At 47.2% G+C, this 22,912-nt stretch carries 14 protein-coding genes and 1 tRNA gene; all 15 read right to left on the bottom strand.

The genetic code is table 11. From position 1 onward, the window contains the following. Nucleotides 1-583: 583 nt before the first annotated feature. The 15 genes from ABGT65_RS05930 to ABGT65_RS06000 all read right to left on the bottom strand — a co-directional run bounded on the left by ABGT65_RS05930 (nucleotide 584) and on the right by ABGT65_RS06000 (nucleotide 22,857). Nucleotides 584-1,777 carry an anaerobic sulfatase-maturation protein gene (locus tag ABGT65_RS05930; protein ID WP_346703062.1) on the bottom strand — a complete coding sequence of 398 codons (1,194 nt, stop codon included), beginning with the start codon at nucleotides 1,775-1,777 and terminating at the stop codon, nucleotides 584-586. A 510-nt stretch (nucleotides 1,778-2,287) separates the two neighbouring features. Further along, nucleotides 2,288-3,337: a hypothetical protein gene (locus ABGT65_RS05935; RefSeq protein WP_346700526.1), complete on the bottom strand. Its 1,050-nt coding sequence runs from the start codon at nucleotides 3,335-3,337 to the stop codon at nucleotides 2,288-2,290. Between the two features lie 65 nt (nucleotides 3,338-3,402). Continuing rightward, nucleotides 3,403-4,785: a sulfatase gene (locus tag ABGT65_RS05940; protein ID WP_346700527.1), complete on the bottom strand. Its 1,383-nt coding sequence runs from the start codon at nucleotides 4,783-4,785 to the stop codon at nucleotides 3,403-3,405. Between the two features lie 31 nt (nucleotides 4,786-4,816). After that, the gene (locus ABGT65_RS05945; RefSeq protein ID WP_346700529.1) at nucleotides 4,817-6,679 is read right to left on the bottom strand and encodes a RagB/SusD family nutrient uptake outer membrane protein; all 1,863 of its coding nucleotides are present in this window, start codon (nucleotides 6,677-6,679) and stop codon (nucleotides 4,817-4,819) included. Nucleotides 6,680-6,692: 13 nt separating this feature from the next. Beyond that, the gene (locus ABGT65_RS05950; RefSeq protein WP_346700531.1) at nucleotides 6,693-9,839 is read right to left on the bottom strand and encodes a TonB-dependent receptor; all 3,147 of its coding nucleotides are present in this window, start codon (nucleotides 9,837-9,839) and stop codon (nucleotides 6,693-6,695) included. A 32-nt stretch (nucleotides 9,840-9,871) separates the two neighbouring features. Continuing rightward, entirely contained in the window at nucleotides 9,872-11,251 is a 1,380-nt protein-coding gene (locus ABGT65_RS05955) for an arylsulfatase (RefSeq protein WP_346700532.1), read from the bottom strand. Between the two features lie 18 nt (nucleotides 11,252-11,269). After that, entirely contained in the window at nucleotides 11,270-12,469 is a 1,200-nt protein-coding gene (locus ABGT65_RS05960) for a glycoside hydrolase family 172 protein (protein WP_346700534.1), read from the bottom strand. Between the two features lie 37 nt (nucleotides 12,470-12,506). Further along, the gene (locus ABGT65_RS05965; protein ID WP_346700536.1) at nucleotides 12,507-14,150 is read right to left on the bottom strand and encodes a ribulokinase; all 1,644 of its coding nucleotides are present in this window, start codon (nucleotides 14,148-14,150) and stop codon (nucleotides 12,507-12,509) included. Nucleotides 14,151-14,156: 6 nt separating this feature from the next. Further along, on the bottom strand, nucleotides 14,157-15,578 hold the full coding sequence (fucP, locus tag ABGT65_RS05970; RefSeq protein WP_346700537.1) for an L-fucose:H+ symporter permease: 1,422 nt from the start codon (nucleotides 15,576-15,578) through the stop codon (nucleotides 14,157-14,159). 36 nt (nucleotides 15,579-15,614) lie between these two features. Next, nucleotides 15,615-16,844, bottom strand: a complete 1,230-nt coding sequence (locus tag ABGT65_RS05975) for a DUF6786 family protein (protein WP_346700539.1) — start codon at nucleotides 16,842-16,844, stop codon at nucleotides 15,615-15,617. A 14-nt stretch (nucleotides 16,845-16,858) separates the two neighbouring features. After that, complete coding sequence (locus tag ABGT65_RS05980; RefSeq protein ID WP_346703063.1) at nucleotides 16,859-18,628, bottom strand: L-fucose isomerase; 1,770 nt, start codon at nucleotides 18,626-18,628, stop codon at nucleotides 16,859-16,861. Between the two features lie 64 nt (nucleotides 18,629-18,692). Next, nucleotides 18,693-19,685: a LacI family DNA-binding transcriptional regulator gene (locus tag ABGT65_RS05985; RefSeq protein WP_346700541.1), complete on the bottom strand. Its 993-nt coding sequence runs from the start codon at nucleotides 19,683-19,685 to the stop codon at nucleotides 18,693-18,695. A gap of 583 nt (nucleotides 19,686-20,268) precedes the next feature. Then, nucleotides 20,269-21,432 (bottom strand): IS4 family transposase, encoded by a 1,164-nt coding sequence (locus tag ABGT65_RS05990; RefSeq protein ID WP_278964211.1) that lies wholly within the window; start codon nucleotides 21,430-21,432, stop codon nucleotides 20,269-20,271. 109 nt (nucleotides 21,433-21,541) lie between these two features. Further along, nucleotides 21,542-22,642 carry a site-specific integrase gene (locus ABGT65_RS05995; protein ID WP_346700542.1) on the bottom strand — a complete coding sequence of 367 codons (1,101 nt, stop codon included), beginning with the start codon at nucleotides 22,640-22,642 and terminating at the stop codon, nucleotides 21,542-21,544. A gap of 143 nt (nucleotides 22,643-22,785) precedes the next feature. Beyond that, nucleotides 22,786-22,857, bottom strand: a tRNA-Thr gene (locus ABGT65_RS06000). Nucleotides 22,858-22,912 lie beyond the last annotated feature (55 nt).

Raw genomic sequence — 22,912 nt, forward strand, 5'->3', positions numbered from 1 at the left:
TTGGTGCAATTTTGTTCCCGATATCGGCTTCGGGAACGGGCGGTTCGCCTCTTCAGACTGGCCGGCGAACAAGCGGGAACGGGACGTGATATTCGACCCGTTTTTGAGTCCCCGGAACATTATATGTTTCGGGACTCGGCAAGCTGTGTTTTCAGTTACGCGAAATATTTTCCGTAACGCAAAACAACTTGCCCGCAAGGGGGTGGAAAACTCCTCCGAAGTCGTCGCTTTTTATAGGGCACCTCGTGTGCCGGGACCGATTCTCAAGGATCAATGGGTCTTCGCCATTTTCACTCGAAATTGGATTCGCAGAGCCTCGTTCTTGAACATTACTGCACGCAAAACCGGGACAAATCTTGCAAGATTTGTCCCGATAAATGATGTCTTTGATTCAAATTATCCCGAATAAAACGCTTAATGGATGGTGCATTTTGACAATTAAGCACCTTTATTAAAAATGTGTCTACACATGATTCTTGGGTTCAACAGGTCCCCTAAAAGAGTTGCTAATCCATACATTCAATTCTGCAAAATAGGTCTCGTATATAATCCGGTATCCGGTCTCTCCTCGCAATCCGCACCTCTACATCAGCCCCATGCGCTTGCGGGCAAAGGGGATGACCCTCGCCGGGGACTGCTGCTTCGACAGCAGGTCGCGCATGTAATCCATGTAGGGTTCCACGTGACGGAAATAGGCCTTCAGACCCTCGCAGAGCGAATTCTTGCGGCAGCCGTCCGAACCCGTCTCGAAGCGGTGTTTCGGACATTCGCCCCGGCACGCGAAGTAGTATTTGCAGCGCAGGCATTCGGCCGGCAGGGCGTTGCGCTTCGCCAGGCCGAAGTCGCGGCGTTTTTTCGAGCGGTAGATCTCCGCCAGGGTCGTCTCGCGGATATTGCCCAGCAGGTATTCCGGGTAGACGAAGTGGTCGCACGAATAGACGTCGCCGTTGTGCTCGACAACCAGCGCGTCGCCGCACGTCTCACCCATCGAGCAGACGCCTGGCTGCACGCCGCACCACTGGGCCAGCGAGGCGTCGAACATCTGCACGAAGGTGCGGCCCACGTCGCTGACGACCCATTCGTCGAAGATGTCGCACAGGAAACGGCCGTAGCCCCCGGCCGTGACGGACCATTCGGCCAGGCGAGCCCCTTCGCGGTCGGGCGAGACGATCAGCGGACGGTGGAAGCCCTCGACATCGACCACGTGCTCCACAGCCGGCAGGAACTGCATGTATTTGCTGTGCACCTCGTCGCGGAAGAAGCGGTAGATCTCCCCACCGCGCCCCTCGCAGAGGCGGTTCACGACACTCAGCGTGTTGTACTCCACGCCGCCGTGCTGGAACATCGAAACCGTCTGCATCACCCGCTCGAAGGTCGGCTTGCCGCCCTTCGTCACGCGGAACGAGTCGTGAATGTCCTGCGGGCCGTCTAGCGAGATGCCCACCAGAAAATTATTGCCCGCAAAAAGGTCGCACCACGCCTCGTCGACCAGCGTGCCGTTGGTCTGCAGCGTGTTCTCGATCCGCTTGCCGTCGGCGTATTTTTGCTGCAGCTCCATCGCCTTGCGGTAGAAGTCGATTCCCAGCAGCAGGGGCTCGCCGCCGTGCCAGCAGAACTGCACGACATCCACCTCGTTGGCTTCGATATACTGGCGGATGTAAAGTTCGAGCAGTTCGTCGCTCATCACCGCCTGCCGGCCGCCGTACTGCACGGCCTTATCCAGATAGTAGCAGTAGTGGTAGTCGAGGTTGCAGGTCGAGCCCGCGGGTTTGAGCATCGTCGAAAAGGCCACCGGACCTACCTGCTTCTCGGCGTCCCGGAAGGTGAAAATGTCCTTGTTTTTCGTTGGAATAATATTGATGTTCAATGTTCAATGTGTCTAAAACCATAGGCTATTTCAATGATAGCTTTTTTATTGTCATTTGGGTAGACTGTTTGGTATGCCTAATTCCTTTTCTCTTTTGACTTTCAATCCGAGATAAATCAGATCCCGGGAACAAGACTGTGTTAGGAATGCTTATCCTTGACCATTATACCTATATCAATTGTAGTCCCGGATTTCCGTTGAACATGATTCCTTATATGCGGTCTTATTAAATATCACCCTGTTCAAAACATTCTCCGAGAGTTTATCAAAACTCCACAATACATCACAACATTTGTCATCACACACAGCAGCACTTCATAATTAAAAGAGGGGCGGTTTACGTACTTCGTATATGCGGATTTTCATGTAACTGCAATCGATAAAGATAATATGGTATTTTCTTTGTCTTGCAAATAGGTTTTAAAGTCCATTGATTTGTTTGATGAAACATTCGGGAGACAAGGGGGTAATGCCGAACACAAATGTGGCTCCTTCTTCGAATGGCTCGATAATCTCGAAATTTTCATAGGAGACTCCCCCTGGAATGGGAAGTTTACATCCCCAATAACAGCAACGTCCATTGACCAATCCCTTTAAATCGGGAGAGGGTTCTTCCCGATACCAGTATTGGGTGGCTCGGATCCCAGTATATCGCCAATGAATAGGGGTCCGTGGAACATATGCTGCATCAACTGGATATTTCTCGTCAGGGGCAGCAATAAAATATGCTGTACCTTTGTCGTTGTGAATCATCTCTTCCAAAGGTGTGAAATCGTGGAGTGTAAAATCCTTGCCTTTATAATCGGGCCATAAAGATCCAGATCGTTTGATTGTATTTTTGAGATGTAATTCCCGCAGCCGAGCATGATTCCCCATGGTCGCCGTTACAATGCAATGTGCTAATGGGATAGAGCCTTCATAAGAGAATGTAGACAGTTCGACCTGATAGGGATGATCTTCTCGAATCCGGAGTCGTACATATACTTTTGCACCATTATCGAAGGCTTCAGAGAAAATAAAGAATGTCATGACCTGATGCCCTTTTTCTCCGGAAATAACTCCCCGTGCCGGGAAACGAATATCTCCGGGATGCATTGCAAGCGAATCATCGGTGCTCCAGAATCGTTTGCCATTTGCCTGATCCAGACGACTCGGTTCCAGTTCGGAATATCCTCGGGTCAAACTTCCGGCCGGAATAGGCTCAATAGCGATAAAATTCATCACGTCAGTAGCGCTGCGCCCCAGGTAGGGTGTATAGATACGGATTAAACCTCGAGGACCTTTTAGAGGAAACAGTCCTACCCGTATCCCGTCTACAAGACCCCACATGGGAATTGCAGGACGTCCTTGGACCGGTCGTATCCATGTGCCATCGCATTCCGGAGCAGCCAGTCCTGCTAACAGGTTTGGTCCCGCAATCCCCGGAATGGACAAAAAGAGGGACAGGACCCAGAATAAAAAACGTCTCATAATATATATATTCTCGAAGAATGTAACTCCGACGGCTTTGTATAGCCGCCGGAGTTGTCGGGAAATTATTTTTTATAGATCTTGGCGGGGCGGATATTAGCACGCAGATCTTTTTCGAAGTCCATCAGCATTTTTTCCAAGCTATCAGCCTTCTCAGGGAATTCAGCAATGCGATTTCGTGTCTCTCCAATATCTTCACGCAGATTGTATAGAGCACGTTCTGCTGTACGTAGCTCTTGTTGACCACGTTTCCCATCCATTCCTGGCTCCGTGACAAAATTATATGGATGCTCAAGAACGAATTTCCAGTCTCCTACGCGGATCGCTTCCGGCGTTTCAAGGTAGTAATAATAGAAAGCTTCGTGCGGTGACTTGGCATTTGGTTGGCCAGAAATGAGAGGAAAAATATCCTCACCGTCGATTTTATGATTAGGCAGTGGAATCCCCAGATATTTGGCCGCTGTAGGCAACAGATCGAAATTGGCCACGATTTCATCGCATTGGCTGCCAGCAGGAATTACCTCAGGCCATGTCATCAAACAGAAGACACGTTGTCCGCCATCGAATGACGTGGTTTTGCCTTCACGCAGGTTTCCATGACTACCACCGTGATTGCCAAAGAGAAGCCATGGTCCATTATCGGACATGTAAATTACCCAGGTATTCTTATCGATGCCATTTTCTTCGAGGGTTTTGTAAATTTCCCCGATCGACCAGTCAATTTCCATGATTACATCACCATAAAGTCCACGGCCAGATTTACCCTTGAATTTATCGGAAACCGCCAGTGGAACGTGTGGCATAGAGTGGGCTAAATAGAGGAAAAACGGTTTGTCTTTATTCTCTTTGATGAAAGAGGTCGCGTATTCGGTATATCGAGTGGTAAGTTGACTTTGGTCTGGGTTATATTCGATTATACTATTGTTGTTGTACAAGGGCAAATCGGGATCCGTGGGTGGTCTCATATCGTTGGAATAGGGTAGGCCAAAAAATTGGTCGAAGCCTTGTTGCAGAGGCAAAGCTCCAGGTTGATGTCCGAGATGCCATTTCCCTACGGCAGCCGTTGAGTAGCCAGCTTGATGGAACATTTCAGCTAGAGTTAGTTCTTCGGGGCTGATCCCACGCAAATGTTTGGGAAATAGAACGAACGGAATACCTACTCGTTGTGGATAACAACCTGTCATGATGGATGCCCGAGAAGGAGAAGAAACGGAAGACCCGGCATAGAAATCATTGAATTTCATTCCATTTACAGCCATGCGGTCAATGTTTGGCGTATGAATGTCCCGAGCTCCAAAACAACCAATATCGGCATAACCTTGATCGTCGGTCAAAATAACGATGACATTGGGCTTGGAGTTGTGGTCGGGGGACACTTTCTTCTCTTTTGCGGCGCAGGCACTCGTACAAGCGAGTGAACCTGCCAATAAAACTAGATTTCTGTTCATAATGGTGATTTAAAATGTTTTTAGATTGGGACTACCACCCTGGATTTTGATCGATGGTCGGGTCGATAGCTTTGTTGTAATAATATTCGTCGGTGGGAATGGGGAATAGGGTAAATTGTTTTTTATTGGTTGCGGCAAAAACAGTTTCCAATGCAGGGCCGTAGATACTTCCTGCCTCCGGAGTCCATGCATTGTTCTCTTTGTTGTAGGTGGGAAGTTTGAGCCGGTTATTCGGTGTGGTAGGCAGATTCTGCAGGATATCATACATCACGTATTCGTAACGAGTCTTTCCCGCAATTCCGTCGGGACTCTGCATGCGTACTAGATCGAACCAACGCTGCCCTTCTCCTACGAACTCGAGGCCTCGTTCGTTGAAAATCAAATTGAGGAATGTTTGTTTGTCGGGCGTAGTTTCCAGCAATTTGGGGTAAGAACGGGATATTCCATCTGCTTTTCGGGCCCGATCCCGGATCTCGTTGAATGCGTCTACTGCGTCTTGGGTGACACCTTTTGATTCGCAGAGTGCTTCTGCCTTGATCAGATAGATTTCAGCGAGTCGTAATAGGAACAAATCATTTTCATTCGTCCGTTGGTCTTTACCCATTGGATCGCGATATTTGTTGACAAAAGGTGTGGTAGCGACATTTCCTTTCTGATTGTCGTCATTGACGAATAACGGCCAACCGTTGAAGGTATAGGGCCAGGCAATGAGGTATTTGTTCGTTTTCGTGTTGTGCCAGTAATTGAGAATGGATTTCTCCAGGCGGTAATCGATGGCCGGAATTCCATTTTCGACTTTGACATTTTTTTGATATACGGCACAATAGTCGGTCTCAGTATCAGCCGCAGTACTGTTGTCATTGTAGTAAATACCATAGAAATAGGGATGCATGCGGACATGTTCGCCCCCGTTTCCGTCTGGAGAATTCCCGGTGACGCCGTAGAGTGTGAGAGGCAACATGCGCCATGCCCATTCGGAGCCAGCAGAGGCCACCCCCGAATTATTCATGTCGCGGGTGAACCCAATGCCAAAGATTACCTCTGAAGCATAGGCGTCTGTCTCTTTGTTGACATCCCAAAGATCCATGAAATCCTCAGCCAGGCTATATTCGCCGGAATTGAGTACGGAATCCGCAAAGATAACGGCCTGGTCAAAGATGGCGACAGCCTCGCTCGAACGATCTTGTAGATTCAAGTAGTTCGCATAGGTAAGATAGGCTTTCGACATGAACCCTTGTGCGGCTCCTTTGGTCGCACGCCCCCGTTCGCCGGCGGTTAGCGCCGATCGGAGCGGCAGGTTGTTCGATGCCGTTTGGAAGTCGGTAAAAATCCGTTCATAGACTTCATCGATGCTGGCACGGGGCATATCGAACTTTGATAAACTGGTTGTCGGTTCCAGCCGAAGCGGCACACCTCCGTAAAGGCGAACCAGATAAAAGTAGCTGAATGCGCGCAGAAAAGAGGCTTCTCCGATAATCCGTTTCCGATAATCCGGCGAGACATAGCTTTTGTCGGAATAGGTTAGCAGCTCATTGCTGATGTTGATTACTTTGTAAAGTGTATTCCAAAAAGGTCCTACCAGCGACTGGTTGTAATTTTTTTTGCCGAACGTGGTATATTCGTTGTTGACCCCTTGCCCATTGAGTCCGTTTTCGGCGTAGAGGTCATCGGCTGCCATCATTAACATCAAGGCACCCTGAAGTTTGAATCCGGCTCCGTCATTCATGAGGGCATACGCGCCGGTGATGAGCAATTCGATATCGGCTTCCGATTTGATGGTGCTTTTAGTGTAGGTGTCACGCAACTCTTCGTTGAGGCTGCAGCTGCTTATCAGAATGCTAGCGAGCCAAAGCGGCAGTGCCAGGAAAATGGCCGTATGATTGATCTTTTTCATAATTCTTCAGAAGTCAGAAGGTTAGATTAACACCGAAAGAGTATGTGGCCGGGAGCGGATAACTGCCGAAGTCTACGCCCGGTTCCATGGGACGGTCTCCGAAGGGATTGACGGCAGGGTCGTATCCCGAATATCCTGTAATGGTGAATAGATTGCTCCCGGTTATAAATATTTTGATAGAGGAAATGCCCAGTTTCTTGGGAAGTTTCCGGAATTGATAAGAGAGTGTGACAGTCTGCAGACGCAGATAGGAGGCATCTTCGACATACCAGTCTTTGCATCGCATATCAGTAGCCCGATTTGTCGGTGCCGTGTATTTATTGCTTGTCCCCTCGCCATGCCAACGATTTACCCAGGCATCGTGAGCGATATTGGTCCCGGTAGCAGTCCTCAGCGAGCTCATGAAGGCGTGATTGAGGTTCAACATTTGGTTGCCGTAGCTGCCCATGAATTGGAAGTTGAGCCCGAAACCTTTGTAAGTGAGGTCGGACCCGAATCCGTAGGTCAGTTTGGGATAAGCATTGCCAATGTTCGTACGGTCTTCGTCCGAGATTTTTCCGTCGTGATTTGTGTCTACATATTTTGTATCACCCGGACGTGCCGTGGGTTGTATCATGACGGTCTCTCCCGTATTGGGATCTGTATATGTATAATTATTTATCTCGTCCTGATTCTGAAATACTCCATCAGTTTTATATCCCCAGAAAACTCCGACCGGAAGCCCTGGAGTGGAAACATGAACAGAATTGCGAATACCGTAGGACTGATTATAAAGGTATTGACTTCCGTAAATTGTACCTGCATCGCCCACAGAGATTACCTTATTTCGGTTGATTGAAAGATTACCAGTCAATCTCCAACTGAAATTCTGTTTGACGAAAACATCTCCTTGCAATTCAATGTCTACGCCTTTATTCTGAATCTCGCCTATGTTCATAACATTGGCACCATAACCCGAAGAGGTTGGTAGTTTAAAGTTCAACAATAAATCGGTTGTCTTCTTGAAATAAAATTCTGCAGTTAAAGAGAATCGGTTGAACAATCCAAGATCGAAGCCGGCATTGGCCTGCATGGTCCGTTCCCATTTGAGCAGAGGACTTTCAAGAGTCGACGGAACGAATCCGGTAACAATGCTTCCGCCAATAACGGCAGAGTTCATTCCCAATTGCGCTTGTGTCGCACCTATGGCAATGTTGTCATTGCCCGAATATCCGAAACTGCCTCGAATACGCAAGTTCGAAATCGTAGAAAGGTGCGCGGACATAAACGGCTCATTATATATGTTCCATGCTCCACCTATTGATGGAAAAAAGCTCCATTTATGTCCCGATGCAAGACGACTTGAACCATCATAACGACCTGTAAGAACTAAAACGTATCGATCTTTGTATGAGTAATTTGCTCGTCCGATAAATGATGATAGTGCGCGTTGTTTGTAAGTAGTATAGAGTTTTTGTGGATATGTGGCATTGCCCATATTTGTACCGCCGAGTTGATCGTTGGGAAAATCGGTGCTAACCTGACTCGAGGCTCGTATAGTCCATTGTTGCCAAGAGTAGCCCAAAACTACATTTACATTATGTACCTGTCGGAATTTACGATTGAAAGTCAGTAAATTATCGATAGTATAAGAGAAGTTCTTGTTGTCAGCTCTTGTTGCGGAACCGTTGTTGGTATTTCCCTGAAAGGTTCCGCGAGGCCAGTAAGCCTCCCGTAGTGTATAAACGTTGTTTACCCCCCCCCTAATTTGATAAGTGAGACCTGGCAGAATATCATAATTTAGGTCAAGGTTGGCAACAAGGGTATTCATCGATGTCTCGTCTTTAACCCGATCTACCAACAAAACAGGATTATTGGCATAGTCATTACTTGTTACATCGAACTCACTCATTTCACTATCATAGAGCTTTTCAATTGGACGAAAAGCTAATGCAGAAAGAATGACCGAAGTACTAAGGTTCCCATGCGTATTAGATTGAGGAAGTTGATTCTTTTTACTCATCGACATATAGGACCGCACAGACATCTTTAATTTCGGGGTGATTTTTTGATCGAGATTAACACGAAATCCGCCTCGCGTGAAATAAGAATTACGAATAATACTGTTTTGATCTGTATAATTTCCAGAAACTAAATATTTGGTTGCTTTGGTTCCTCCCGAAACGGATAATTGGTGATCCTGAGTGTAGCCTGTGCGGAAAATCATATCTTGCCAAAAACGATTGGGGGATACGGTAATGGTGTCGGCAAGTGCTTGATCATTTGGGAAACGACGTTGTTCCTCTGGTATACCATCATTGATATCGGCTTCATTTAGATAATGAAAATATTCAGAAGTTGAAGCCATCTTAATCTTCTTGGGAACGATATTAAAGTCAGAACGATGGGTATAAGAAATCTTTACTTTCCCTGTTTCTCCAGATTTGGTGGTAATAAGTACCACACCATTTGCCCCTCGGGAACCATAGATGGCAATTGCAGAAGCATCTTTCAAAATCTGAATGGAAGCAATATCGGCTGCATTGAGATTGGACAATGCGTCGGATGCCGGTCGTTGATTCATCCAGTCTTGGTTAATACCGGCTTGCGTAGATCCGAAACTACTTTCAATAGGTACGCCATCGATGACAACCAGAGGCTGGCTGCTTCCAGTTATGGACGATACCCCCCGAATATTGAATGTCATACCCGAACCTGGCTCTCCGGTGTTTTGCAGAATTTGTACGCCGGCAATTCGCCCTTGAAGAGCAGAAGCGGCTGAGATGACAGGTTGTTCGCTTATATCGTCCATCTTGACGACGGATACGGCACCGGTCAGATCGCTTTTCTTTACTGTACCGTAACCCAAAACGACTAATTCCTCCATTTCAATATTACCGACTTCCAGAATGACGGGAATGTCTGTTTGTCCGATGAACATGATCTCCTGTGCTTTATATCCCAGAGAGCTGAAAACGAGCGTAGACTGTAATGATACCTTGGGAAGATAGAAGTTCCCTTTGGCATCAGTAACAGTTCCCTGTTGAGTTCCTTTGATCACGACGGTAACTCCCGCCAAAGGGTTCTGGTTCTTGTCCATAACTATGCCTTTTGCCACTTTTTGGGCAAAGCCAATTTGGACAATGCAACATAAAACAGCAAGTAATAGAATTTTTTTCATTTTCGGTTTGGTTTAATATTGGTGATGGTCGTCTATTGGGTAATATCCCAGTTCTTGGGCGGAAGAAAGGTTTTGGGGTGTCCTTTGGGAATTTGGGGCGGGACAATGGTATCGTATTGTTGTACAACACGCTGTAACGAGTGGGAAAGTGTGGAATTCTTTTTGTTTTTACTCTTTTGCTCGCCTGGATCGGTGAAAACATTCGTGAGCAGAACGCCATTTAAGTCTGTCATCAACGGATTGTGTCCCGGAGAAAGGTATTTGTTGCCGTCACTATCAATGGCAGCCCCTCTTCCAAGATACATGGTTCGTTCGATTTTTACATCGGGTTCTCGCAATGCAGCGAGGACACTGATGCCGTCGAGCGGCCGTTGAGGTGCCGTCGTAACACCCAGCAGGTCCCGAATTGTCGGAACAATATCCACATATCCCGTTAATTGGGTGATTTTACGTCCATCGCCGGAAAAAGCTGGATAGTGAATGAATGCCGGAGCTCGTACACCTCCTTCCCATTCCGTATTTTTCTGGCCCCGCAGAATGCCGGACGAACCACCTCCTGAGTTGACATCGGCTCCGTTATCACTAAAGAAGATAAACAACGTGTTGTCGGAAACGCCGGATTGTTGAAGAGCCTTATAAATTTGTCCGATCCCCCGGTCCATACATGTCACCATTGCCGAGTAGATCAGCCGTTTGGCTGTAGCAGAATCGAAATCCGAGATATTGCGATCTCCTGTGTAAATTTGGAGGTCTTCGGGTTGTGCTTCCAGCGGAACGTGCGGGGCATTATAGGTCACACACAGGAAGAATGGAGTCTTTTGTTTTGAATAGTCTTCGATGCAGCGCACGGCTTCGGACGTAATAAGTTCCGTCGAATAGCCCTTGTCATGACAAACCTCAAAATCACGATGCCAGTCAGGCTCCCCGTTCCGTTTTTTATTAAAATAATCGATTGCCCCATTCAAACAACCGTAAAAATGAGTAAATCCATTATTGAGTGGATGATACTTCAAATCGAGGTGTCCCAAATGCCATTTTCCGATGATAGCGCGGTTGTCGTATCCGTTCTGACTCAAAATTTTGGGTAAGGTCTCTTCCGTCGGATCGAGTCCATAGTTGAGCCATGGACGGATGACGATGTTCCGAATTCCGAAACGGTCCGGATATCTTCCTGTAAGGAATCCAGCTCGTGTGGGCGAACTGAGGGCTGCCGTATAGAAACGGTCCATCTCAAGTCCTTCAGATGCCAGTCGGTCGATGTTGGGAGTGCGGATCGTGCTGCCATGATAACCGACATCTCCCCATCCCAGATCGTCGGCAATGACAATGACGATATTGGGCCGTGCTTTCGGTTGGCAGAGAGTATACCCCGGTATAGCAAGAGCCCCGGCACCAGCTATGCAGATAGCCATCTGTCTCATGATAGGTTCCTAATAGGGTTTGACAATCTCCAGGTCGTCTTTGGATGGGAGTTCGGGGAATGTGGCATGAGGTTCCATCTGATACCAGAATGCCACGGAAGAGATGTCGGAATGTTGCGGATAGTAGCGCATGTCATTGCGCCATCCCAGATCTTGGATCGTTACTCGAAGATCCTGGCGGAAACGTATGGGGTCGAGAATGTGCCAGCGGTACATTCCGAATCGTTGTTGAGATCGGTATACGCCGTCAGGTCGTACGACCTGATGCAGGCCGGCATAAGGCGTACTGAATTCCTGATATTTTTTTGTGGATTTGTTTTCGAAATTATAAGAGCCGCAAATGTAATCTTCTGTTCCGGTTCCGCAAATGGTAGGAAATTGTTTGTCTCCGTCCATGTAAAATTTGATTTCACCCTCGCCCCACCAGCCATTGTTGCTGACTTGCCAGGCAAGATAGGTTCCGACATATTGGCCTTGTCCCTTGACACCGTCGAGGATCGTATGTACGGAGGTCAGGTTGGGGTTTGAACGGCGGAATTGGGCATGGAAGTAGGCAGCGTCTTCGGGAACATCGGTTAAGGTATAGTTGATTTGATAATAGAGCCGCATTGGATTCTTATTGTCGAGGTTTTCCATCGTAATGCGACAGGACCTGCGGAAAGGCATCTGCCAATAGCAGTTGAATGCACTCCCGGGGTTGACACATACAGCTAAAGAAGATAGTGGTGCTACCTGTTCGCCCATTCCACCTCCGCCCCATGCGGAGCAAAAGAAGTCTCCGATCGGACACTCTACAGAAGGCTCGGCCTCGCCATCCCAGTAAAAACGAATAATGGACGATCTCCAGTCTCCGGTAGGGGTCATCCATATTTGCTGGATGGCTCCGGGACCTTCGATTTCGGCAATAGTGAATGTCTCACCCGGTCCAATATTGATATAGGGATTTACTTTCCATCCCACGCCGAGATCTTGGGCTGCATGATGAGCATTGGCTTGATTGGGTTTATCTTTGTCTCGTATGGGGTCGGCCATGCCGCCCTTGCCTTTTTCTCCTGAAAAGTTTTCAGGACTAATCGATCGGGTTTCCGCATTCGAAATCCGATAAAGGTTGCCCATATTCATATCAAGCCCATTGAATCCGGGATTTTGGGCATGACCATGTGCCAGGAATGCACATGCAAGGCCAATCATCAGTAGTTTACGTTTCATATTTTTTTGCTTTTTGAGGGGTTTGAACGTTTTTATATTAATTATGCTCCGGATCGGTAAATTTTGCCAGAGCCAAATATTGCCGATATAGCTTATCGTATATTTTTGTCCGGGCAGGGTCCGGTTTATATTCTGCCGTATATCCTGAACCCATGGCTGCCTGAGCCTCTGGAATGTTGGAGTATATGCCCGCAGCGACTGCGGCGAACATTGCGGCTCCTAATGCACATGCCTGTTCGGAACGCACGACGCGGATTGGCATATCGAGCACGTCAGCAAGAGTTTGCATGACGAACGGTGACTTTTGACTGATGCCGCCGATCGCGTTGATTGCATCGATTCCGATTCCCTCCTGTTTCATGTGCTCGATGATAGCCCGCGATCCGAAAGCGGTTGCCTCCACCAACGCCCGGAAAATCATGGGGGCGCTACTTCCTAAAGTCAATCCAGTAAGAGCACCGCGAAGCGTTTGGTTGGCAAAGGGGGTGCGTCGTCCGTTGAACCAGTCCAAAGCGACGATGCCGCTTTTGCCCGGGGAAATTTTTTCCGCCTCGGCAGTAAGCCGTGGAAGGATCTGCCCGATGGCGGTATCCACGATTTCGGGAGAGCAAAGGTTCCGAAGAGGCCAGGCCAGTACATCCCGGAACCAGGCATAAATATCTCCGAAAGCAGATTGCCCCGCTTCGATTCCAATGTAACCAGGCAGAACCGAACCGTCTACTTGCCCGCAAATGCCGCTTACACAGTGATCACCAAGAAGAACAGGATCAATCACCATAATATCACAGGTTGATGTGCCCATGATACGCGTAAGTACATGGGGCGCAATACCTGCTCCCACTGCGCCCATGTGAGCATCGATCGCCCCTACAGCCACTGAGATGCCAGCCGTAAGTCCGAGTCGCTTTGCCCACTCCACAGTCAGTGTCCCGGCTTTGGTGTCGCTCGTGTCGGTTTTTGAAAAGAGATGCGGACGCATGGCGGCGAGCAACGGGTCGAGTCTTTCAAGAAATGTTTCGGACGGAAGTCCCCAAGAGGCGTGCCACATGGCTTTGTGTCCGGCGGCGCAACGGCTGCGCTTCATGGTTTCCGGGGAGGTGTTGCCGGTGATTAGGCCGGTAATCCAGTCACAATGTTCACTCCAGGCCCAGGCCGCTTTGGCCACTGCGGAATTTGTTCGTAGTATATGGAGGACTTTGGACCATACCCATTCACTGGAATAAATACCACCTTCGTAGCGGATATAATTCTCCGACCAAGAAGTTGCAAGTGCGTTGATTTCTTCGGCTTCAATTACCGAGGTATGGTCTTTCCAAAGAATAAACATGGCATCGGGATCTCCGGCAAAGGCTGGTGTTAACGCCAAAGGAATGCCGTTACGGTCGGTAAGCACAGGTGTACTACCTGTCGTGTCAAAACAAAGCCCTACAACGTTTTCTGCGGTACCAGGCGCGGCATTTTTCAATGCACAAGCTACTGCCCCCTCTAACGCTTCGATATAATCAAGCGGATGTTGACGATAGCGATTTGACGTGAGATCACAATAGAGTCCTTGGGCCCATCGAGGATACTCCATGACGCCTGAGGCGATCTCTCGTCCTGTTGAGCAATCCACTATGAGTGCTCGACATGAATCGGTCCCGTAATCGATGCCGATAGTATAACAATTTGTACTTCTCATTCGATTTTAGATTTTTACTTTCCTAGCCACAAAAATGCTGTAAAAGGCAATGATCATGAAAGCAATGGCCGGAACCCAATAGGCTAATTCGATACTGCCAACTTGGTCTGAAACGATGCCTTGGATCTGTGTCAGCAGAGCAGCCCCCGCAATGGCCATAACCATTCCTGAACCGCCGATTTTCGTATCTTCACCTAGACCTGAAATGCCGATGCCATAGATTGTCGGGAACATTAGAGACATACAACCCGTGATACCCATCAGCGCATAGACTCCCAGAGCTCCATCTGCATAAATGGTGATCAAACAGCAAATAACGGCTAACACGGCAAGGACCGTGAGAATTTTCCACGGTTTGAAGAACCGCATGAGTCCGGTGCATATGAAACGTGCTGTCACGAACAGTATCAAGGACATTATGTAGTAAGTTGCAGCAGCTTGTTCTGGTGTGCATGGTAATAGCGCATTGAGCCCGATCCATTCGCAGAATGAATAGAAACCTGCGGCAACAGGTTCTACGTTCCGAAGAGCTTCGATCACTTGTGCACCCGAGGGATTGTCGCCTAATGTAGCAATGACATTGTCAAAGCCGAGTTGTTGTATGGCATAACGGATAACGAATGACCATACGGCGATTTGCGCTCCTACATAGAAAAACTGTGCGATAACCCCCCAAACATAATTTTTGTTGCGAATAAGTCGTTTGAAAGTGCCTTTGAAATCGAGCTCTTTATCGTCTTCTTTCAGATTGGGCATTCTGGTAAAGCGAATTGCCAACAAGAGGGCTATCATAACCAGTCCAAGCACCATGTAAGTCATTGTAACAGCATTCAACTCTTGTCCCTGTATGCGGGTCAACTCTTCAACGGGCAATGCGGCACGTTCTGCAGCACTCATTGTGTTGAGCTGCGAGAGAATGAATACCTGACTGATAACTACGCCCGTAATGGCTCCAAACGGATTGAACGACTGTGCAAAATTGAGTCGCTGTGTGGCTGTACTTTCGGGGCCGATGGCACATACATAGGAGTTAGTGGATGTTTCGAGAATCGAAAGTCCGGCGAATAAAATGAAGATAGCCAGTAGGAACATGTAGAACCCAATTTCGATCGTACTTTCGGAGATAAGCATTGCCGGATAGAACAGGAATGTGCCGAGCGCATAGAGCCCCAATCCGAGCATGACTCCCGATTTATAGGTGAATCGTTTGATGAATAGTGCGCCGGGAATTGCAAAGCAGCCATAACCGAGCAGGTAGCAGACCACCTGAATCCAAGCGGTTTTCGAGTCCGAGAGACTCATGATTCGCTTGAACGCAGCTAGCATTGTGTCCGTGAGGTTGTTCGGAACGGCCCAAGCGAAGAAGAGCGTGGTCAGCAGAATAAATGGCCAAATAATTCCTTTGGGTATGATGCGTTGTTTTTCCATAGTTTGGTTGAGTTTTGGGTTGGAAATTCAGAATGATTAGAAACAATCCGCAATTTTCTGCAACTCGACACCAAAAAGATCTTGTACGATCCTGGCGATTTGCGTCTCTTCTCCCTGTATATGCATGACATACTGTGTATGTGAGGCCGATTCACCGGAGGCTAGTTCTGCACCGGGCGAAGAGGTTTCGATTTCATAGAAAGGTCCCATGACAGTACCGTCGTCTGTGGGACCGTCGTTATAGGCATTGATCACGTCGCCGGCAAATGGATCTTCTTGCGGGCCCCACTGCCCGTTCACGTAGCTTACACGGCCCCTGGGGACGGTGTATTTCACCAGTGTGAGTACTTTCTTGTCCGAATCATAACTACCGCAGATGTCTTTGGCTCGTCCCGCCGGGAGCCCAATCTTTGAACGATAGGTTCCATCGATCTTGAAATAAAGCATACCGTCCTCTACCTTCAGCCGATCGGATGGCACCTTGCCGAAATATTCATCGTTGACGATGCGTCCCGTACCGGATGTGTCATAGGGAATGAAAACCGTCGTGGTCGGCGTTGGATTGAACATTCCCAATAACCATATGGAGGGCAGTCCGGTTTGCTTGGTCCAGGTATTTTCTCCTTGATTGGTGATGATGTTCTCCGTACCGTAGGCAATCATTTTCAACGTTGAGGGAATCTCCGTGCCGAGCAGTTCCGCTGCGGTTTTGCGATCCAACAAGGAAATTGTACGTTCAATCCCGATTTTGAGTTCCGAATCTGCCGCGTTTATGAGTGTAGTTTCTTTGGTAAATTTCACACTTGAGGAGGTTTGTTCTGCTATGTTATAAGTTTCGGTGTCTATGACTGCAGGAACGCGCCAATTTTCATAAACCTGTTCCTGTCCGTTTTTGAAGTACAGGGAGAAAGGGCCTCCTTCCGGTCCTAACCAGAAACGCTCTTCTCCGCCAACGGGATTGAATTGAGGATTGATTTCTCCGGATTCAATCAGTTTGTAATTGATCCATCCGAAACTATTCCCAGCATCACCATCGGCAGTAGATGTCATTACACGGCCTTGGTATGCGGGAATAATCATAATTTTTGAAAGTCCGTCAGAACTGGAGAGTTCAAGGAAAGAGATTTTATGCTGCTTGAAAAATGCAGCGTCATATCCGTAAGAGCCCATTTCATATGTTGTTTTATCGCAGCAGGCAGTCAACATGATGGATGCTGTTGCGAGAGTTAGAATGGAATGAATGCGTTTCAAATGAATGCGTTTCATGAAAATATTTTTTGTTATTTGTATATGGGGCCGAAGGTGCTGCAAGCCCGGAAATCTGCATCCTCGGAATTAGAGCCGAAAGCATTCCAGACAGATGGTCTGAATATTAGTTTTTCGTCGATGTTGTGCATGCATACAGGGATTCTGAGCATGGCCGCTAGGGTGATAATGTCGGCTCCGATGTGCCCGAAAGAGATGGCTCCATGATTGGCGCCCCAGTGGCTCATGACAGAATATACGTCTCTAAAAGGCCCATGTCCGGTAAGGCGGGGTGCGAACCAAGTCGTGGGCCATGTTTTGTCGGTCCTTTCATTGATGATGCGATAGATTTCTGGGTCGACATTTACGGCCCAACCCTCTGCGATTTGGAGCGAGGGCCCAAGTCCCTTAACAAGGTTAATCCGGCACATGGTGACGGGCATCTCTCCACGAGTTAGGAATGTGGAAGAAAAACCTCCCCCTCGCATGTATTCCCGACTTGCAGGATGCCAGGTAGTGGCATCGAGGCAGGACTCAACCTCCTGTTGAGAAATTTCCCAGAAGGGTTTCATAACAGGATTGCCGTTTTCAGTTTGTTGCCCGGTGGCATCGAGACAGCAGGAACCGGAGTTAATCAAGTGTATGATGCCGTTGGCCGCGGTTCCTTGAAGTTCTTTTCCTGTTACTCGTTTTACGGCTTCGGGACTCCAGAATGTTCGAACGTCGGCGAACATCTGTGCTCGGTTGGTGAGCAGATGCATGAGCAACATGCTAACACCGTTGAGGGTGTCATTTTCGGTGGCAAAAGTGTAAGCCTGCCGGATTCCGTTCCAGTCGAAGGAGGAGTTGAGTATGGCTTCGGAGAAATCTCCATCGGGCTTAAAGTCAGTCCACTGCCGCTGTCCCTGAAAGCCTCCGACGATGGCATTGTGCCCCATAGCCTCTTCCTCAAATCCGGATTCGGCAAGCTTCGGATTTCCTATCATCAGATCTCTGAAGATGAGAGTCATCTTTACAACGTATTCCCAGATGGCGTCTTTTTCTTGCCGGGAATATATCAGGTGTTCTGGGTTATAGTCTTTGCCTTCATTTTTTTTGCAATACTTTTCGGTCCACGCCATTGCTCGATGAAACTCCTCTGGGTCATAAATTCCCAATTGGATACGACGTTCGATCTCACTGGCATCTACGGCTTCGTTGCGCATGCCGAGATACTCTTGGAAGAAATCGGGATTAGGCATGGACCCGGCGATTCCCATGGATACGGAACCGACAGACAAATAGGATTTTCCTCTCATCTGCATGACAGCCAAGGCTGCACGGCCAAAACGAAGGAGCTTTTCGTGGACATCGTTGGGAATGGCACGATCGGTGATATCCTGGACGTCGTGGCCGTAGATTCCGAAGGCAGGAAGCCCTTTTTGATTGTGTCCAGCCAATGCAGAAGCTAGGTATACGGCCCCCGGACGTTCGGTGCCATTAAATCCCCAAATCGCTTTAGGCGTAAGGGGATCCATGTCGATGGTCTCTGCACCATAGCACCAGCAAGGGGTGACAGAAATGACAGCACCTACTTTATTATTGCGGAATTTATCGGCAGCCATGGCTGCTTCGGTTACGCCTCCAATGGTTCGGTCTGCGATCACACACTCCACAGGTGCGCCGTCTGCATAGCGCAGATTCTTTTCATAAAGTTCTGCCACATTGTGTGCCATGGCCATTGTCATCTCTTCAAGGGATTCACGGATGCCTCCGCGGCGTCCGTCTATGATCGGCCGTATTCCGATCCGAGGATGATTTGTCATATTCATAAAATTTAATGTTAGTGTTTTTTTTGCTATATCGTTTTAGCGCAATATCAAAAAAATATCAACAAGAAGATGAGGCATTAACAATTAATTCACCATCAATCTGAACACATTGAATAGCTCGATTTTCTTCTTCCAACATGTTTACCAATATCTCGACTGCTTTTTTCGATAACTTCTCTACGGGTTGCTTGATGTAGGATAAAGGAATCGAACATAATTCAAAAGCATCGCTTCCATCAAAACCGACTAATCCGAGTTCTCTGGGAATGGCTATTTTTTGTTCACTAATTGCATAAAGACCAGCTACGGAGATGGTGTTGGTTGCAAAAAATAGAGCATCAATCCCCTTTTCTTTCATCTTTGCAATTACTTTGGCGGTTGATTTACGGAGGTTGTCTGATTTGGCAAAACCTATACATATCTCAGATTTGAGCCCGTGATCCTCCATGGCTGCCTTATATCCTTCGATTCGTTCTTGCATATGAGATAAAGAGATGTCGTATGCAACCATACCTATGCGGCAAAACCCTGCTTCAATCAAATGGCTGGTAGCTAAATATGCTGCTTTATGATTATTAAGTGTAACATAGCTACTTTCAATATTTTTATAGGGACGGTCGAATTGTACAATGGGTATGTTGCTGTTAACTAATTGATGTATAAACTTTTCCGAGCGTTCGCATGGCGCAATGATAAATCCATCTACGCCGCGATTTATAAGGCTTTCGACAAGATCTTGCAGTTTTTGGGCATATTCATCGGAACTTCCAAAAAAAACCGTGTAACCCAGTCGAGCCGCCACATCCTCCATACTCCGAACAATTTGGGCGAAAAAAATGTTGGAGATATCCGGAATAACCACGCCAATAACGCCTGATTTTCCGCTACGCAGATTTTTCGCTGCAATATTGGGCTTATAATTGAGATCTTTAGCGATTTGTATAATGTGACGAACTGTTTCTTCGCTAATCCGGTGCTCTTTGCCTTTGCCGTTAAGAGCAAAAGAGGTAAGGCTCGTCGAAACACCGGCTTGTCGTGCGATGTCTTTCAATGAAACTTTTTTTGTCTTCCGGTCAGTCATGTGGGCGTTACTCTTTTATATTCGTAACAATTTGCCATAAAGCGACACTGGCAAAGATAAATATTAATTTGCAATATTCAAACATTTTTAGCAAAAACGTTATAGCAAAAAGAGGAAATGTCCTCAAAAAGAGTGTCTGGGAAGGAACTCTCAGTTCTTTCAGATATGCAATATAGCAGGTCAACACGTCGCGGCGTGTTGATCTAAGTTTTGTACTATATAGTCTACTCTCGAGGAATAATTCCCGATCCAGGTCGATCCGCGGCACCAGCGTCAGGTACGATTTCTTATCCCTGGCCGTTTTGCCCATTAGCCGCAGGAACAACTCCTCATTGAGGTTGGTTCTCTGTGGCCGTATTATGAATTTGGAGAAAATAGTTTTATTCTCTATTTTTATATTTAAGAAGCGTTTTTTGACTATGCAGAATCGAGCAATCCAGAGAATCTCGCTCGTCTCCAAATCGTTATCTATTAACTGTTAGACGCCTATAAGTGCCTGTCATTCAATAGATGTTCTCATTAGTGTCCCGTTAAAATGGGACGAGTTAAACAATTAATCAAAAAGCCCCGGAATCAGGGGATCATTTAGATCTTTGACATCATTGAAATTAGTCTTGTCGAACAGGTCACGCAAGTGGGTTTTGTCAGTCAATGATATGCTGAGAATTTGCAAAACTTCATAGGTTGAACGTTTCAACTTCATATCATGTTGGACAATAGCCACAAGACAGTACGTGATAATAGCCACACTGATTTGTATGCGAACAGCGTTCTCTGCTGTGCCCCAGAATTTCTTTATCTTGAGATGCTGCTTGAGCCATTTGAAGAACAGCTCGATTAACCATCTTTTCTTATAAAGATTGGCGACATCCAGTGCAGAAAGTTGTTTTGCATTCGTCAAGAAAGTGAACTCACGGTCATCCTCTTCGTCGTAATATCGGACGAGTCTGAATGACTCAGGATATTTTTTCTCGGAGAGATATCCGGTCAGTTTCACTTCCGCATCTGTCATTATGTTCTTTGGCATTCTTCGCTTCCATTTGACTGTCTTATACTTTAAGTTTGTCTTGGCTCTGACAACAAAGAAAGAGTCTGTAAGATGTATCCTATAGAGTTCTTTAAAGGAGTCATAAGCCCTGTCGAATATATAATAAGCATTTGGTTCATAATGGATTGAAGACATTGCTGTGGAATCATGCTTTGAAGCAGTGGTTACGGTATAGAAAGCAGGAACTTGTGCTTCAATGTCGTATAAGACATGAGCTTTCACCCCTCCTTTCTTGCTTCGGAACTTTGCCCATGGGAATGTTGCAAGACACAACGGAATCGTTGTTGAATCAAACGCATATTTCTTTCCGGAAATGTCAAGGATGTTGGTCGTCCGCTTCTCGCAGGCTTCCTTCATCATATAGAATGCAAAGTCTTCGAAGATTCTGTAATCACGGTTCTGGTTGGCTGTCGCAAGAGTTGTTTTGGCTATCGGTTCACGACCTAAACCAAGATGATATTGCTTGGCCCTATGCGCCTCGAAAGCAACGATTAAGTCTCGCAGGCTTTCACGGTTACTCAGTTGTCCAAACATCATCGCGAGCATCTGATTCCAGCAAGTAAAATGTTTCACATATCTGTTGCCATCATACTTGCGAACATAGTTGTTGAACTGAGTCCTGTTCAGAAAAGCGGTTAATTGAGAGAATACGTATTTGTCTTGGAACATAGCAGCCATTTGTATTAGACTGCAAAGTTGCAAAATCAAGTCCGTTTCATTTCAAAAAACCGTGTAATTGACTATATTTCAATAATTTCAAAGAACTATTTATCCACTTTTACGGGACAGTAGTGAGATGTTCTAAATAGTAATGCCTTGCGCAATAGGTCGTCAATGGAACCTCCAATCCGATCTGTTCTCCCAGCACTTTCAATTCCCGATTGATCTTTGCCAGCACCTTATGGATGCGGTTGAAAATCTGCTGTGCGGTCTTGTGTTCCGCTCGGTCGAGAATCGGGAAGATATAATCTTCTTGTGCGTGGTTGTCCCTGCTGTATTTCCCGATAATCTGCAAGGCGTTCGGCACGAGCTGAAAGGATAGCAGTTTCTGGGTTTTGTGACGGGAGTAATAGATTCTGCCTTTTATGAGGTCCTTGTAACGTAGCCGTGCCATGTCTCCGAAATTCATTCCTGCCGTAAAGTAGGAGAACAGGAATAAATCCTTGGCAAGTTGTCGGTACTCCGTTGTATGTCCCTCTGTAATTTCGAGATCAATCAACCGTTGGATGTCCTCTTTGTCGATGGCTCGTTTGCGGGTCTTGGCCCACAAACTGCCCACTTGGTAAAGGCTGAACGGATTTTGTTTGGTCTCGATCCGCCCCTCTTTGACCGCCTTGTTGTAGATGGCCTTGAAGATGGCGAACCGTGTGGCGATGCTGTTGTCCTTGTTGCCGCGTTTCCGCAGGTATAGTTCCAGCCCTTTCAGATAGTCGAGGTCGATGGCTTCCATGGCCATGCTGGTCGGTTTGTAGCCTTCCAACACTTGCAGGGCATATCGGTGTTTGGTCGCCGAATGAATCTTGCCGAGCGATTCCAACCGTTCGATCTCCTCGTTGAATCCTTGTTCGATGGTGATTCCTGCGATATGGGCGGTTTTTACCTCAAACAGCGTATCGAAGTTTACAGGAATATCCAACGCCTCCAGCCTTTTGATCTTCTTCTGAAATCCTGTTAATGTGCCGTCGATCTTGCTTTGCAGGGCGGCACGATCGGGACAATCCGCCGTCAGCATTTCGGCTTCTTTGTCCCAGTAATGCGGCTCTACGGAGATGCCGAGCGAGACGAGTTTGTGGGCTCGTTGGTGGGTGAAGCGGATCGCCAAAGGGGATTTGCCGTTTTTGTAAATGATCTCGCTTCGACAGATTGTTTTGATTTTCATGTGTTTGCGTATTAGGCAAACAACACGGGGCGTCTGAATTTTATGTGTAACATTTGCGCTCGGAAGCCCTTTTTTGCCCCTTTTTCACTCTCGAAACGGCACAAAAAAAGAGGCTACTTAAATCGTAACCTCTTGATTTTGAGAGCCGAATCCGAGATTTGAACTCGGGACCCCTTCATTACGAGTGAAGTGCTCTACCGCTGAGCTAATTCGGCTTTCAACAGCCCGGAGGAACTTCGGTTCTATGCCCTACCGTTCGCTTCGGGACTG

This window comes from uncultured Alistipes sp., from assembly GCF_963931675.1.
Classification (GTDB): Bacteria; Bacteroidota; Bacteroidia; order Bacteroidales; family Rikenellaceae; genus Alistipes.

Bases quoted from the DNA above. Each gene is read 5' to 3' on its own strand.
- ABGT65_RS05930 (WP_346703062.1), bottom strand. From the start codon at position 1,777: ATGCTCAAACCCGCGGGCTCGACCTGCAACCTCGACTACCACTACTGC.
- ABGT65_RS05935 (WP_346700526.1), bottom strand. From the start codon at position 3,337: ATGAGACGTTTTTTATTCTGGGTCCTGTCCCTCTTTTTGTCCATTCCG.
- ABGT65_RS05940 (WP_346700527.1), bottom strand. From the start codon at position 4,785: ATGAACAGAAATCTAGTTTTATTGGCAGGTTCACTCGCTTGTACGAGT.
- ABGT65_RS05945 (WP_346700529.1), bottom strand. From the start codon at position 6,679: ATGAAAAAGATCAATCATACGGCCATTTTCCTGGCACTGCCGCTTTGG.
- ABGT65_RS05950 (WP_346700531.1), bottom strand. From the start codon at position 9,839: ATGAAAAAAATTCTATTACTTGCTGTTTTATGTTGCATTGTCCAAATT.
- ABGT65_RS05955 (WP_346700532.1), bottom strand. From the start codon at position 11,251: ATGGCTATCTGCATAGCTGGTGCCGGGGCTCTTGCTATACCGGGGTAT.
- ABGT65_RS05960 (WP_346700534.1), bottom strand. From the start codon at position 12,469: ATGAAACGTAAACTACTGATGATTGGCCTTGCATGTGCATTCCTGGCA.
- ABGT65_RS05965 (WP_346700536.1), bottom strand. From the start codon at position 14,150: ATGAGAAGTACAAATTGTTATACTATCGGCATCGATTACGGGACCGAT.
- fucP (WP_346700537.1), bottom strand. From the start codon at position 15,578: ATGGAAAAACAACGCATCATACCCAAAGGAATTATTTGGCCATTTATT.
- ABGT65_RS05975 (WP_346700539.1), bottom strand. From the start codon at position 16,844: ATGAAACGCATTCATTTGAAACGCATTCATTCCATTCTAACTCTCGCA.
- ABGT65_RS05980 (WP_346703063.1), bottom strand. From the start codon at position 18,628: ATGACAAATCATCCTCGGATCGGAATACGGCCGATCATAGACGGACGC.
- ABGT65_RS05990 (WP_278964211.1), bottom strand. From the start codon at position 21,432: ATGTTCCAAGACAAATACGTATTCTCTCAATTAACCGCTTTTCTGAAC.
- ABGT65_RS05995 (WP_346700542.1), bottom strand. From the start codon at position 22,642: ATGAAAATCAAAACAATCTGTCGAAGCGAGATCATTTACAAAAACGGC.